General features: G+C 71.6%; 11 protein-coding genes. 5 read left to right on the top strand and 6 right to left on the bottom strand.

Translation table 11 applies throughout. The features are described from left to right. Positions 1-822: 822 nt before the first annotated feature. Both fdxA and soxR read right to left on the bottom strand, forming a co-directional pair. Entirely contained in the window at positions 823-1,149 is a 327-nt protein-coding gene (fdxA, locus tag GY24_RS15025) for a ferredoxin (RefSeq protein ID WP_104477136.1), read from the bottom strand. Positions 1,150-1,216: 67 nt separating this feature from the next. Further along, positions 1,217-1,684 (bottom strand): redox-sensitive transcriptional activator SoxR, encoded by a 468-nt coding sequence (gene soxR / locus GY24_RS15020; RefSeq protein WP_104477134.1) that lies wholly within the window; start codon positions 1,682-1,684, stop codon positions 1,217-1,219. 79 nt (positions 1,685-1,763) lie between these two features. Here soxR and GY24_RS15015 point away from each other — a divergent pair, with 79 nt between their 5' ends. Continuing rightward, complete coding sequence (locus tag GY24_RS15015) at positions 1,764-2,288, top strand: flavin reductase family protein (protein WP_233279401.1); 525 nt, start codon at positions 1,764-1,766, stop codon at positions 2,286-2,288. 71 nt (positions 2,289-2,359) lie between these two features. Beyond that, on the top strand, positions 2,360-2,983 hold the full coding sequence (locus GY24_RS15010) for a superoxide dismutase (protein WP_104477129.1): 624 nt from the start codon (positions 2,360-2,362) through the stop codon (positions 2,981-2,983). A gap of 30 nt (positions 2,984-3,013) precedes the next feature. Here the strand turns inward: GY24_RS15010 and GY24_RS15005 are convergent, their stop codons facing one another. Further along, positions 3,014-4,300 (bottom strand): MATE family efflux transporter, encoded by a 1,287-nt coding sequence (locus GY24_RS15005; protein WP_104477126.1) that lies wholly within the window; start codon positions 4,298-4,300, stop codon positions 3,014-3,016. A gap of 135 nt (positions 4,301-4,435) precedes the next feature. Between GY24_RS15005 and GY24_RS15000 the strand changes: the two genes are divergently transcribed. Both GY24_RS15000 and GY24_RS14995 read left to right on the top strand, forming a co-directional pair. After that, positions 4,436-5,422 (top strand): ABC transporter ATP-binding protein, encoded by a 987-nt coding sequence (locus GY24_RS15000; protein ID WP_193953614.1) that lies wholly within the window; start codon positions 4,436-4,438, stop codon positions 5,420-5,422. Next, positions 5,419-7,176 (top strand): ABC transporter permease, encoded by a 1,758-nt coding sequence (locus GY24_RS14995; protein WP_104477124.1) that lies wholly within the window; start codon positions 5,419-5,421, stop codon positions 7,174-7,176. The genes GY24_RS15000 and GY24_RS14995 overlap by 4 nt, the downstream gene beginning before the upstream one ends. Positions 7,177-7,655: 479 nt before the next feature. Here GY24_RS14995 and GY24_RS14990 read toward each other — a convergent pair whose 3' ends face one another. From GY24_RS14990 to GY24_RS14980, 3 genes are all read right to left on the bottom strand, one after another. Next, on the bottom strand, positions 7,656-9,098 hold the full coding sequence (locus tag GY24_RS14990) for an FAD-binding oxidoreductase (protein ID WP_104477122.1): 1,443 nt from the start codon (positions 9,096-9,098) through the stop codon (positions 7,656-7,658). A 284-nt stretch (positions 9,099-9,382) separates the two neighbouring features. Further along, positions 9,383-10,846: an FAD-binding oxidoreductase gene (locus GY24_RS14985; protein WP_104477120.1), complete on the bottom strand. Its 1,464-nt coding sequence runs from the start codon at positions 10,844-10,846 to the stop codon at positions 9,383-9,385. Between the two features lie 239 nt (positions 10,847-11,085). Then, positions 11,086-11,457 carry a YccF domain-containing protein gene (locus GY24_RS14980; RefSeq protein WP_104477118.1) on the bottom strand — a complete coding sequence of 124 codons (372 nt, stop codon included), beginning with the start codon at positions 11,455-11,457 and terminating at the stop codon, positions 11,086-11,088. A 114-nt stretch (positions 11,458-11,571) separates the two neighbouring features. On the opposite strand from GY24_RS14980, the gene GY24_RS14975 reads away from it, so the two are divergent. Then, positions 11,572-13,533 carry a M13 family metallopeptidase gene (locus GY24_RS14975; protein ID WP_104477115.1) on the top strand — a complete coding sequence of 654 codons (1,962 nt, stop codon included), beginning with the start codon at positions 11,572-11,574 and terminating at the stop codon, positions 13,531-13,533. Positions 13,534-13,703 lie beyond the last annotated feature (170 nt).

Raw genomic sequence — 13,703 nt, 5'->3', positions numbered from 1 at the left:
GAGCCAACGGGTGCTCTCGCGTCGGCTCGAGGGTGCCGCGCCGCGACGGAGGAGCAGCGCAGCGCCCGAAGCCGGGGGGGTCGGCGTGGTCGGGGAGCCCATCCCGCTGGTCGAGTAGCGAGGAACGAGCGTATCGAGACCTCGCGCGAGAAACGGTCCCCGCTGGGCACCGGGTCTCGATACGGCCCTGGCGGGCCTACTCGACCAACGGTGAGCGGCAGCCTTGGCTTCGGTCGCTGGCGCTCCCTCGAGGCAACGGGGATGAGCGCGCCCCGCTCCCCTTCCACGTCGGCTGGAGGGAGCGAGGAACGAGCGACCGAAGCCGGGGAGCCCATCCCGCTGGTCGAGTAGCGAGGAACGAGCGTATCGAGACCTCGCACGAGAAACAGTCCCAGCTGGGAACCGGGTCTCGATACGGCCCTGGCGGGCCTACTCGACCAACGGGGAGCGGCAGCCTTGGCTTCGGTCGCTGGCGCTCCCTCGAGCCAGCGGGGAGGAGCGCGTCCCGCTCCTCTTCCACGTCGGCTGGAGGGAGCGAGGAACGAGCGACCGAAGCCGGGGAGCCCATCCCGCTGGTCGAGTAGTGAGGAACGAGCGTATCGAGACCTCGCGCGAGAAACGGTCCTCGCTGGGAACCGGGTCTCGATACGGCCCTAGCGGGCCTACTCGACCAACGGTGAGCGGCAGCCTTAGCTTCGGTCGCTGGCGCTCCCTCGAGCCAACCGGGAGGGGGGGCTCCCTCTGTCTCAAGGGAGGGGCGCTCCCTCTGACCAACGGGAGGGGCGCTCCCTCGAGCCAACGAGAGGGGCCAGCGGGCGCGCGCTACGCGGAGTGCTGCTGGGCGGGCAGCGCGGCGATGATCGGGTGGTCGAACGACAGGGCGCCGCTCCGGGCGGCACCGCCCGGCGAACCGATCTCGGAGAAGAACTCGACGTTCGCCGTGTAGTAGTCCTGCCACTGGGTGGGCAGGTCGTCCTCGTAGTAGATGGCCTCGACCGGGCAGACCGGTTCGCAGGCCCCGCAGTCCACGCACTCGTCGGGGTGGATGTAGAGCGAGCGGGCTCCCTCGTAGATGCAGTCAACGGGGCACTCGTCGATGCACGCCTTGTCTTTGAGGTCGACGCACGGCAGTGCGATCACGTAGGTCATGCCTTCACCGTACGAGCTCAAGTGCGCTTGAGGTCAAACGATGGGGCGCGCTCAGCGGGCCGAGCGCTCACGCCCCGAGGCCGGCATCCAGCACCCGGCGCGGCCCCGGGCCGTCGTCGCCGAGCCGGTCGCGCGAGTTCACGACGGCGCACCGCGTCTGCGACAGGCAGCCGCAGCCGATGCAGCCGGTCAGCTCCTCCTGCATGCGCGCCAGGATGGCCTGCTGGCGGGCCAGGTGCTCCGACCAGCGGGCGGAGATGCGCTTCCAGTCCGCGCGGGTCGGCGGGTGCTCCTCCGGCAGCGTTGCCAGGATCTCGGCGACCTCGCTCAGACTGACGCCGTAGCGCACCGAGATCTGGATGAAGGCGATGCGGCGCAGCACGTGCCGCGGAAACTGGCGGGTGTTGCCGGCCGAACGCACAGAGGGGAGCAGCCCGATCGACTCGTAGTAGCGCACCGTCGACACCGGAACTCCGGCTCGCCGGGCGATCTGGCCGATCGGCAGCAGGTCGGATGTTGCGGGGTCAACCGCCATTGTTACGTTCTCCTTGATCTCAAGTGCACTTGAGATGTTAGCGTTACGGATGTGCGGTGCACAATCTTCGCTGCCGCGCGTGAACAGGAGCACAATGGCCCAGGATGCCGCCGCAACAATGGTCGATCAGTTCAAAGCGGCGTTCCGCCGGCACCCCGCCGGGGTCGCCGTGATCACCGCTGAGGGCCCGGACGGCCCGGTCGGCCTGACCGCCTCGAGCGTCGCATCCGTCTCGGCCGCACCGCCCGTGCTGGTGTTCTCGGTCACGACGACGGCCGGATCGGCCGGGAGCATTCTGGCCGCGCCCACCTGCGTCGTGCACCTGCTGCGCTCGGAGAACGTCGAGATTGCCCGCTCCTTCGCCGTCAGCGGCGCCCCGCGCTTCGTTGAGGAGCAGGGCTGGACCACCCGCGGGACCGGCGAGCCGCTGCTGCCGGATGCCGCGGTGATGATGCGCTGCGCCATCGTGAACACGGTCGCGGTCGGCGCCTCCACGCTCGTTGTCGCCGAGGTACTCGAGATCGACGAGGGCATCGAGGGCAACCCGCTGGTCTACCACGACCGCAACTTCCACGGGCTGCAAGAGCACAGCATCCTGGGCTGAGAGCCCCCCGACTTCACCCCTCCCGTCATCACCAGGCCGGGCGCACCTGCGCGCCCGATTGAAAGGAAACGATGTCTCTCTACACACTCCCCGAGCTGGGCTACGACTACGCGGCGCTGGAGCCGGCCATCAGCGGGCGCATCATGGAGCTGCACCACAGCAAGCACCACCAGGCCTACGTCACCGGCGCCAACACGGCCATCGCCCAGCTGGCCGAGGCCCGCGACTCGGGTGACCTGACCAACGTCAACAAGCTGCAGAAGGACCTCGCCTTCAACCTCGGCGGGCACGTCAACCACTCCATCTTCTGGACCAACATGTCCGCGGACGGCGGCGACAAGCCGGTCGGCGAGCTCGCCGCGGCCATCGACGACGCCTTCGGCTCCTTCGAGAAGTTCCAGGCGCACTTCACGGCCACGGCGCTCGGCGTGCAGGGCTCCGGCTGGGCGATCCTCGCCTGGGACACCCTCGGCCAGCAGCCGATCATCGTGCAGCTCTACGACCAGCAGGGCAACCTCCCCGCGGGCCTCGTGCCGCTGCTCATGCTCGACGTCTGGGAGCACGCCTACTACCTCGACTACCAGAACGTGCGCGCGAGCTACGTGAGCGCCTTCTGGAACATCGTCGACTGGCAGAACGTCGCCGCCCGCTTCGAGCGCGCGCGCAGCACCACCGGCGGGCTCATCAGCCTGTAGTCGCGACCCGGGTGGTCGTCGGCGGCCGGCCTAGGCCCGCGCCCCGCCGACGACCATCCAGCGCGATCCCGCAGCGCGCAGGCCCAGCGTGATCGCGCGGGCGCCGAGGTAGCCGAACGAGAACGCCGCCATCAGCCAGGCCAGGCCCGCGGCATCCGGGCTCGCCAGCTGCTGCACGAGCAGGGCGAGCGGCACGAAGACCGCGAAGTTCAGGATGCCGGTGAGCGCCAGGTAGCGCGCGTCGCCGGCGCCGATCAGCACGCCGTCCAGCACGAAGACGAGCCCGCCAAGGGGCACGGAGAGCCCGAGCACGATGAGGGCCGGCGGCAGCAGCCCGGCAACATTCGGATCGCTGGTGAACACCAGGCCGAGCACGCCGCTCGCCGCGATCACGAGCAGGCCCAGCACGGCGCCGCCGCCGATGCCCCACTGCAGGCAGCGGGCGAGCACGGCGCGCACGCTGGCGGTGTCGCCGGCGCCGAGGCCCTTGCCGACGAGCGCCTGGGCGGCGATGGCGAGGGCGTCCAGCGCGAAGGCGAGCGTGGCGAACAGGGTCATCGCGATCTGGAAGGCGGCCAGCTCGTCGGAGCCGAGGCCCGTCGCGGTGAACACCGCGAGCAGCATCGCCGCGCGCAGGCTCACCGTGCGCAGGAACAGCCAGCCGCCGGAGGCCGCGCCGCCGAGCACGCCGGCGTGGTGCGGGAGGAGCCCGGCCCCCACGCGCCGGGCGTGCCGGGCGGAGACCACGAGGTAGACCGCGGCCATGCCCCACTGCGCCACGACGGTGCCGAACGCCGAGCCGGCGATGCCGAGCCCGAGCCCGTAGATGAAGAGGAAGTTCAGCACGATGTTGGCGGCGAAGCCGAGGCCGGCGACGTAGAGCGGGGTGCGGGTGTCCTGCAGGCCGCGCAGCAGGCCCGTCGCCGCGAAGACCACCAGCATGGCCGGCAACCCGAACATCGAGATGCCGAGGTAGATCACGGCCTGCTCGGTGACGGCCTGCTCGGCGCCGAACAGCCCGGCCAGCCAGGGTGTGGCGAACCAGCCGGCGATCGCCAGCACGATTCCGAGGCCGCTGGCGAGCCAGAGGCCGTCGATGCCGGATGCCACGGCGCCCCGCTCGTCGCCGGCGCCGAGCCGGCGGGCGACCGCCGGGGTGGTGCTGTAGGCGAGGAACACCATGAGCCCGATGATCGTCTGCAGCACGGCGCTGGCGATGCCCAGGCCGGCCAGCGGCACGGCGCCGAGGTGGCCGATCATCGCGGAGTCGGCGAGCAAGAACAGCGGCTCGGCGATGAGCGCGCCGAGCGCGGGCACGGCGAGGCGCAGGATCTCGCGATCGATGGGGCGGCGGCGGAAGAGAGTGATGCTCCGAGCCTAGAGCGCGCGATGGTCGTAAGGAATTCGTCAGAATGCTCCCCAGTGGCCGCCGAGCGGCGTAGCGTCACGAATATGAGCACGGTGACGGACACCCCGGTCGGTGGGATCCCTGTGATTGAGACGCGGGGTCTGCAGAAGCATTTCGGACGGGTGGCGGCGCTCGACGGCCTCGACCTCAGCGTCGCCCGCGGCGAGGTGCATGGCTTCCTCGGGCCGAACGGCGCCGGCAAGTCCACGACGATCCGGGTGTTGCTCGGGTTGATGCGGGCATCCGGCGGCTCGGCATCCGTCTTCGGGCAGGACCCCTGGGCGGATGCGGCCGCGCTGCACGCGCGCATCGCCTACGTGCCGGGCGACGTGAGCCTGTGGCCGAACCTCTCCGGCGGCGAGGCCATCGACCTGCTGACCCGGCTGCGCGGCGGCGATGCAGACAAGCACGCATATGCCGCTAGGCGGGAGGCACTCGTCGCGGCCTTCCAGTTCGACCCGTCGAAGAAGGCCCGCACCTACTCCAAGGGCAACCGGCAGAAGGTCGCGCTGATCGCGGCGCTCGCCACCCCGGCCGAGCTGTACATCTTCGACGAGCCCACCTCGGGGCTGGACCCGCTGATGGAGGCGGTGTTCCGTGAGCAGATCGCCCTGCAGCTGGGCGACGGGGCGAGCGTGCTGCTCAGCAGCCACATCTTGAGCGAGGTGGAGCATCTCTGCGACCGGGTGAGCATCATCCGCGCCGGCCGCACCGTGGAGAGCGGCACGCTGGCCGAGCTGCGGCACCTGACCCGCACCGAGATCGCCTTCGCCGCGGTGGGGGAGGCGGGTGAGGTCACGCCGGAGCAGCTAGCCCGCATTCCCGCGGCGCACGGACTCGTGCGCGATGGCGGGCGGGTGCGCTTCACCGCCGACAGCGACGACATGCCGCGGGTGCTCGGTGCGCTCGCCGAGCTGCGCGTGGCCGGCGTCACCGTGAACCCGCCGTCGCTGGAGGAGCTCTTCCTCCGGCACTATGGGCCGGATGCCCGGGCGGATGCCGAGGGGGAGACCGAGGAGGCGCGACGATGACCGCCACGCACGCGTCGGCGGGGCGCGTCGGATCGGCCGGCGCCCTCGCCCCGGCATCCGCAGGCCGCAGGCCGCCGCACACGCTGCTGCCGCTCGTGGCGCAGCGCTTCCGCCGCGACCGGGTGCAGCTGCTCGCCTGGGTGGCCGGCTTCGCGCTGCTCGCCTACGTCGGCAACGCGGCCGTCGTCGGCACCTACGGCACGGAGGCGCAGCGGGTTGAGGTGCTGAAGCTGATCCAGTCGACTCCCGCCGTGCTGATGCTGCGCGGCACCCCGCAGGGCCCCGCCGCCGACGCCTTCCAGTTCTTCCTCTTGTTCGCCTTCCTCGGCGTGCTGATCGGCCTGATGCAGACCTTCCTCGCTGTGCGGCACAGCCGGGCCGAGGAGGAGTCCGGCCGGGCCGAGCTGGTCGGGGCGACGCCGGCCGGCCGCAGCACGCCGATCGTCGCGACCGTGATCGAGGGCATCGTGCTCAGCCTCGTGATCGGCCTGGTCTCCGCCGCGGGCTACCTGGCCGGCGGGGCAGATGCCGCCGGCAGCTGGCTGGCCGGTGCCGCGCTCGCCGTGACCGGCATCGCCTTCCTCGGCGTCGGCCTGTTCTGCGCCCAGCTCATGCGCACCTCGCGCGGCGCGAACGGCCTCGCGGCGGCCGTCGTGACCGTCTCCTACGTGCTGCGCGGCCTTGGCGACGCGACGGGCACCGTGCACCCCGACGGGGTGAGCATGACGGCGTCCTGGCCGAGCTGGCTCAGCCCGATCGGCTGGGGGCAGGCCGTCGCGCCCTTCTCCGCCGGCGAGCAGCACGGCCAGCGCGCCTGGCCGCTCGCCCTGGGCGTGCTGCTCGGCGCTGGGCTCGTTGCCGTGTCGCTCTGGATGCAGGCGCACCGCGACGTGGACTCGAGCGTGATCCCCGAGCGGCCGGGCCGGCTGCACGCCCCCGCCGGCCTGGCCGGACCGATCGGCCTGGCCTGGCGCCTGCAGCGCAATGCCGTGGTCGGCTGGATGGTGGCCGGCGCCCTCTTCGGGCTGCTCATCGGCGCGCTCGGCCAGACGATGGTCGATCTGGTGCAGGCCGGCAACGGCGCGGCCGACGACCTGGGCAGCACACTCGGCAACACGCTGAAATCGTTCGCGGGGCCGGGAGCCGCCGGCTCCTTCATCGACCTGTTCACCGCCGCGATGTTCAGCCTGGTCGGCATCATCGCCGCGGTCGGTGCGGTGCAGGCCATGGTGCGCGCCCGCCAGGACGAGGCGGCCGGCACCGCCGAGATGGTGCTCGCGACGCGCATCACGCGGCTCCGCTGGTTTGCCAGCTACCTGGTGCTCGGCGCGCTGACGGCCGTGCTGGTGCTGGCGGTCGCCGTGCTCGGTGCGATCGTCGGGCTCACGCGCTCTGCCGGGGTCGGTGACCGGGCCGCGGTCGCTGCGCAGGCCGGGCTCGCCCAGCTGCCCGCCGTGCTGGTGCTGCTCGCTGTCGTGGCGCTCGTCTTCGCCGTGCTGCCGCGCGCGACGGTCTGGCTCGGCTGGGTGGTGCTCATCCTGGCGATCGGCATCGGCCAGTTCGGCGGGCTGCTCGGGCTGCCAGATGCCGTGCGCGACGCGTCCCCGTTCTCGCACACTCCCGTCGTCGTCTCGGTGCCCGGGGCGGGCGCGGTCGACTGGAGCGCGGCCTGGGTGATGCTGGCGCTCGCGGTGGCGGTCTCAGCGCTCGCCGCGGTGCTGGTGCGCCGCCGCGACGTCGCCCTCGGCGGCTAGGCGCCGCCCGCGGGTTGGCTCGGGCCGCTGGCGCTCCCGTTCCCGCTGGTCGAGCAGCCAACGGGGGAGTCCTGTTCCCGCTGGTCGAGTAGCGAGGAACGAGCGTATCGAGACCTCGCACCCGGCTCGGTTTCGCGCGGGATACCGGGTCTCGATACGGCCCTGGCGGGCCTACTCGACCAGCGGACAGGGGCGTTGCGCCACTTTCGGCGATCTGCGCCATTTGGGCTGGCGCGGAGGGCGCGGAAGTGGCGCGGGGGTTGGCTTCGGTCGCTGGCGCTCCCTCGAGCCGACGGGAGCCTGACGTTCCCGCTGGTCGAGTAGCGAGGAACGAGCGTATCGAGACCTCGCACCCGGCTCGGTTTCGTGCGGGATACCGGGTCTCGATACGGCCCTGGCGGGCCTACTCGACCAGCGGAGAGGCGCGGGCGGCGCTTTGTGCCACCTGCGGCGCTCTGCGCCGGCCCAGCGGCCCGGCGCTAGTGCACGGGGTGGGCGGAGTGGATGCGGCCCGCCGGGTCATACTGCTTCTTGGCCGCGCGCAGCCGGGTGAGCGTGGCCGCCGGGTAGAGCCGCTCCGGCGCGACCTGCGACTCCCGGAAGTTGATGTAGTCGATCCCGCTGTGCCACTCCCTCGTCGCATCGAGCACGGCGGTCGTCGCCGACTCCACCATCGCCGCCACCTCCGGCGTCGGGGTGATGCCGACCGCGTAGAGCAGGAAGCGCCCGTGCAGCGAGTCCACGGCGCCGCCGCCGGGTGCGGGAACCGCGAGTGCGCCGCCGAGGTGGCGGATCTCCACGGCCAGCAGGGGCGAGTCGACGTCCGGGCCGGCCAGCTCCACGATCCGCTCGATCGCGGCGCGCGGCAGGTCGGAGAGGTTCGCGCCGTCGCCACCGCCGGGAACCGGGCCGGGCGGGTCCATGTGCACCTCGCCGAGCCTGCTGGCCGGCATCAGGCCGAAGGTGTCCACGATCGGCCCGAGCGCGCGCAGCGGGGCGAGGGTGGCCGCGGCCGCTGCCGAGCGCTCGGCGTCGGATGCCGCGGCATCCGCGCCGCCGCCGGCCTGCTCGACCGCGATCGCACCGTCGATGGCGACGAAGCGCTGGCCGCGCAGGAACTCCGGCAGCTCGGGCAGCGGCGGCACCCGCAGCAGCCGGAGGCTCGTCGTGGCGGTCTCGTCGATCTCGCGGGTCCAGGCCTCCCAGGCGGTGAGCACCTCGTCGGCGCGCTCGAGCGGGAACAGCAGCATGCCGGCGTAGACGTCGCGCACGGCGAAGGCGCGCATGGTGATCGCGGTGACCACGGCGTAGTTGCCTCCGCCGCCGCGCAGGGCGTGGAACAGCTCGCTCTCCTCATCTGCGTTGGCGCGGAGCACCCGCCCGTCGCCGGTGACGGCCTCGATCTCGGTCACGTGCGAGGTGGCCAGGCCGTGGCTCCGGGCGAACCAGCTGACACCGCCGCCGAGCAGGTAGCCGGCGACGCCGACGTCGGGCGCGGACCCGGCCAGGCCCATCAGGCCGTGCTCGGCCAGGGCGGCCGTGACATCGGCCCAGAGCACGCCGGCGCCGACGCGCACGGTGAGGGCCTCCGGGTCGACGTCGATGCTGGACAGGCCGGCCGTGCGGATGAGGATGCTGCCGGCCAGGTCGCCGAGCGGGGCGGCCAGGTGGCCGGTGCTCTGCGCAACGACGCGCAGCTGGTGCTGCTCGGCGAACCGAATGGCCGCCTGCACGTCCTCGGCGCTGCTCGGCGCAATGACGGCGTCTGGGTGCTGGTCGGCGGCCACGTTCCAGGCCTGCCTGGCCGCATCCCAGCCGGCATCCGCAGGGGTCGTGACGGCGCCCTCGATGTGTGCCGCCAGTTCGGCGAAGGCCTCGGCGGGGGCGACGCTGCGGAAAGCGGGGGAATCTGCACTGGTCATGGTGGCCTTCTTCTCGGGTTGGTGAGAGGCGGCCGGATGCCGGAACTCCCGTCGCAGAGGGCGGGAGTCGAGTCGGGCAAGCGCCGGAACCGGGTCGATTCGAGGCGATTTCCAGCCGCACCGAGAACCCACGGTAGGTGGGCCGGTCGCCGATGGCCTCGGGGGGCGCCCTGAGCCTGTGTGGCGACCTAGGTCGCCACACGTCGCACGCGAATTGAGCCTGTCGAAACCGTTTCCGGTTCGACAGGCTCAACCGGCGGGTGGCGGCGCGCCGGCGGGCGGCCCTACTGCAGCGGGTGCGCCGAGCGGATCCGGCCGGACGGGTCGTAGCGGCGCTTCGCCGCGCGCAGCCGGGCCAGGGTGTCCACCGGGTAGAGCCGCTCGGCCGGGGTGGCCACCTCGCGGAAGTTGAGGTAGTCCGCGGCGGCCTGCCAGGGCGCCAGCGCCTCGAGCACCCTGGCCACCGCGGCGTGCAGCACGGCGGCATCCGCAGGGCTCGGGCTCATGCCGCCCGTGAACAGAAGGAAGCGCCCGTGCAGGCGGTTGACGGCGCCGCCGTCCGGCGCCGCGATGGCGAGCTGCCCGCCGATGTGGCGGATGTCGACGACCATCAGTGGGGTCTGGGCGTCGGGCCCGGTCAGCCCGAGCAGCGCGTCGATGGCGGCCCTCGGCAGCTCGTCGAGGTTCACGCCGTCGCCCGTTCCCGGCACTGGCCCCGGAGGGTCCATGTGCAGCTCGCCGAGCCGGCTGACGGGCATGACGCCGAAGGTGTCGAGGAAAGGGCCGAGTGCGCGCAGCGGGGCCAGGAGCGCCTCGGCATCCGCTGTGCGCCCGGCATCCGCTGTGCGCCCGGTGGGCGCCGTCGGGTCGGCCCCGCCCTCCGCCTGCTCGATGGCAACGACCCCGTCGATGATGACGAGCTTCTGCCCGCGCAGGAACTCGGGCAGCTCGGGCAGGTCGGGCACCCGCATCAGCCGAAAGCAGGTCATCGCGCTCTCGTCGAGTTCCCGGGTCCAGCGCTCCCAGGCGCCGAGCAGCTCGTCGGCCCGTTCCATCGGGAACATCATCATGCCTGCGTAGGCGTCGCGCACGGCGAAGACGCGAAAGGTGATGGCGGTGACCACGGCGTAGTTGCCGCCGCCGCCGCGGAGCGCGTAGAACAGCTCGCCCTCCTCCTCGGCCGTCGCGCGCAACAGCCGCCCATCGCCGCTGACCGCCTCGATCGCGGTCACGTGCGAGGCGGCCAGGCCCATGCTCCGGGCGAACCAGCTGATGCCGCCTCCGAGCAGGTAGCCGACGACGCCGACATCGGGGGAGGAGCCGGCCAGGGCCATCAGCCCGCGCTCGGCCAGGGCCGCGGTGACGTCGCCCCAGAGCACGCCGGCGCCCACCCGCACGGTGAGCTCCTCGGCGTCGATGTCGATGCCGAGGAGGCCGCCGGTGCGGAGCAGGATGCTGCCGGCCAGATCGCCGAGCGGGCTGGCCAGGTGGCCGGTGCCCTGCGGGACGACGCGCAGCTGGTGGTCGCGGGCGAAGAGCAGCGTGGTGCGGACGTCTTCCGCGTGGCGGGGGGCCACGACGGCGTCGGGGCGCTGGTCGGCGCTCAGGTTCCAGGCGAGTCTGGCGGTGTTCCAGTCGGCGTCGCTCGGCGTCGTGACGACGCCGTCGATGCGGGCGGCCAACTCGGCGTACGCGGCGGGGTGCAGCGGGACGAGCGTGGTGAATACGGGCGATTCTGCGATGGACATAGTGACTTTCTTCTCGGGGGAGGTGCGACCGGAGGGGGCCTGGTCCCGTCGCAGGAGGCGGGAGGAGAGGCGCAAGAATCCCTGAACCGAGTCGATGCGAAGCGATTGTCAGCCGCACCGAGAGAAAACGCTATGTGTGCCGGATGCCGCAGTCGTCGGGGTTCGCCCCCAAGCCGCACCGGGCCGCGCACCGAGTTGCACCCGCGGCATCCGCCGTCAGAGTGCAGGGCGGCCGCGCGCTAGAGGTCGACGATCTCCTTGCCCAGCGGGGCGAGCGAGACGGGCACCATCTTGAAGTTGGCGATGCCGAGCGGGATGCCGATGATCGTGATGCAGAGCGCGATGCCGGAGGCGATGTGGCCGATCGCGAGCCAGAGCCCGGCGACGATGACCCACACCACGTTGCCGAGGAACGACCAGACGCCGGAGGTCGGCTTGTTCACGACGGTCTTGCCGAACGGCCAGAGGGCGTACACACCGATGCGGAACGAGGCGATGCCCCAGGGGATCGTGACGATCAGGATGCAGCAGACGATGCCGGCCAGCATGTAACCGAGGAACAGCCAGAAGCCGCTGAGCACGAGCCAGATGATGTTGAGCAGCGTCTTCATAGTTCTCCCAGTGAAGCAGTTCTGGCCCGGCTTCGCACGCCTCGGCCGCTGCCGACACTTCGCCACTGGCGGAATCCCTCCGGTTCTGAGCGGCCCGCCCAATAGGCTGAGGCCATGACCGCTGCGACGACTGCTTCCGGAATTGTGCTCGACGAACTCGACCCGGGCGTGCGCCCGCAAGACGATCTGTTCCGACACGTCAACGGCAAGTGGATCGCGCGCACCGAGATCCCCTCCGACAAGGCCCGCTACGGCTCGTTCTACGTGCTGCACGAAGAGGCCGAGAAGGCCGTGCGCGACATCATCAACGAGTCGCAGGGCGCACCGGCGGATACCGAGGCGCGCAAGATCGGCGACCTGTTCGCCAGCTTCATGGACGAGGAGCGCATCGAGCACCTCGGCGTCGCGCCGATCGCCGGCCAGCTGGCCGTCGCGGCATCCGTCAGCTCCATCCCGCAGTTCCTCGCCGCCCTCGGCGAGCTGGAGCGGGCCGGCGTCAGCGGCTTCTACCAGCTCTTCGTCGACAACGACCCGGGCGACCCGGAGCGCTACCTCGTGTTCGCCGAGCAGGGCGGCATCGGGCTGCCGGACGAGAGCTACTTCCGCGAGGAGAAGTTCGCCGACATCCGCACCGCCTACCTGGCCCACCTCGAGCGCATGTTCCGCCTGGCCGGCCTGAGCGAGCCCGCCGAGCGTGCAGCGCGCGTCTTCGCGCTGGAGACCGCGATCGCCGGTCTGCACTGGGACAACGTCGCCAGCCGCGACAGCGAGAAGACCTACAACCTGATGAGCTGGGCGGATGCCGCGAGCCTCGTCCAGGCCGACCTCGCCATCTGGCGCGACGCCATGGGCGCCCCGACGGGCGTGTTCAACGAGCTCGTGCTGCGCCAGCCGAGCTTCACCGGCGGGCTCAGCGAGCTGCTCGTCGAGGAGCGCCTCGACGAGTGGCGCGACTGGATGTCCTGGCAGGTGATCCGCGGCGCGGCCGCCTACCTGACCGCCGAGATCGTCGAGGCGAACTTCGACTTCTACGGCCGCACGCTCACCGGCACCCCCGAGATGCGCGAGCGCTGGAAGCGCGGCGTCTCCCTCGTCGAGGGCGCGCTCGGCGAGGCCGTCGGCCACATCTACGTCGAGAAGCACTTCCCCGAGTCGGCGAAGACCGCGATGGACGGCCTGGTCGCCAACCTGGTCGAGGCCTACCGACAGTCGATCACCACGCTGGACTGGATGAGCGCGGAGACCCGCGAGCGGGCCCTCGACAAGCTCGACAAGTTCACGCCGAAGATCGGCTACCCGGTGAAGTGGCGCGACTACTCGGCGCTCAGCATCGACCCGACCGACCTGATCGGCAACGTGCGCGCGGTCAGCGAGTTCGAGTTCAACCGCGAGCTGGGCAAGATCGGCAAGCCGATCGACCGCGACGAGTGGTTCATGACCCCGCAGACGATCAACGCCTATTACAACCCCGGCTTCAACGAGATCGTCTTCCCGGCCGCCATCCTGCAGCCGCCGTTCTTCGACGAGGCCAGGGACGCCGCGGCCAACTACGGCGCGATCGGCGCCGTGATCGGCCACGAGATCGGGCACGGCTTCGACGACCAGGGCTCCAAGTACGACGGCGACGGACGCCTCACCGACTGGTGGACGGAGGCCGACCGGGCCGCGTTCGAGCAGCGCACGGCCTCCCTCATCGCCCAGTACGACGCCCTCGCGCCCGCCCAGGTGCCGGACCACCACGTCAACGGCGCGCTCACCATCGGCGAGAACATCGGCGATCTCGGCGGCCTCGCCATCGCCTGGAAGGCCTACCTGATCTCGCTCGACGGCGCGGAGCCTCCCGTGATCGACGGCCTGACCGGCGCGCAGCGCTTCTTCCTCAGCTGGGCGCAGGCCTGGCAGATGAAGGGACGCGACGAGGAGGTCATCCGCCTGCTCGCGATCGACCCGCACTCGCCGAACGAGTTCCGCTGCAACCAGATCGTGCGCAACATCGACGAGTTCTACAACGCCTTCGACGTGACCGAGGCGGATGCCGCCTGGCTGCCGCCCGAGGAGCGCGTCACGATCTGGTGATGCTCGCGGGGTCTTCCCGCCGCGTTGGCTTCGGTCGCTGGCGCTCCGCGGTCCGGCCCGGTCTCGCTGGTCGAGTAGCGAGGAACGAGCGTGTCGAGACCCCGCACGAGTGACGGTTTCCCGCCGGGAACCGGGTTTCGATACGGCCCTGGCGGGCCTACCCGACCGGC

Source organism: Microterricola pindariensis (assembly GCF_002936985.1).
Taxonomy (GTDB): Bacteria; Actinomycetota; Actinomycetes; order Actinomycetales; family Microbacteriaceae; genus Microterricola; species Microterricola pindariensis.
This window is presented reverse-complemented; position numbering and strand designations above follow the sequence as displayed.

Coding starts and splice junctions, on each gene's coding strand:
- GY24_RS14975 (WP_104477115.1), top strand. CDS start 11,572: ATGACCGCTGCGACGACTGCTTCCGGAATTGTGCTCGACGAACTCGAC.
- GY24_RS15000 (WP_193953614.1), top strand. CDS start 4,436: ATGAGCACGGTGACGGACACCCCGGTCGGTGGGATCCCTGTGATTGAG.
- GY24_RS15010 (WP_104477129.1), top strand. CDS start 2,360: ATGTCTCTCTACACACTCCCCGAGCTGGGCTACGACTACGCGGCGCTG.
- soxR (WP_104477134.1), bottom strand. CDS start 1,684: ATGGCGGTTGACCCCGCAACATCCGACCTGCTGCCGATCGGCCAGATC.
- GY24_RS14985 (WP_104477120.1), bottom strand. CDS start 10,846: ATGTCCATCGCAGAATCGCCCGTATTCACCACGCTCGTCCCGCTGCAC.
- GY24_RS14995 (WP_104477124.1), top strand. CDS start 5,419: ATGACCGCCACGCACGCGTCGGCGGGGCGCGTCGGATCGGCCGGCGCC.
- GY24_RS14980 (WP_104477118.1), bottom strand. CDS start 11,457: ATGAAGACGCTGCTCAACATCATCTGGCTCGTGCTCAGCGGCTTCTGG.
- GY24_RS14990 (WP_104477122.1), bottom strand. CDS start 9,098: ATGACCAGTGCAGATTCCCCCGCTTTCCGCAGCGTCGCCCCCGCCGAG.
- fdxA (WP_104477136.1), bottom strand. CDS start 1,149: ATGACCTACGTGATCGCACTGCCGTGCGTCGACCTCAAAGACAAGGCG.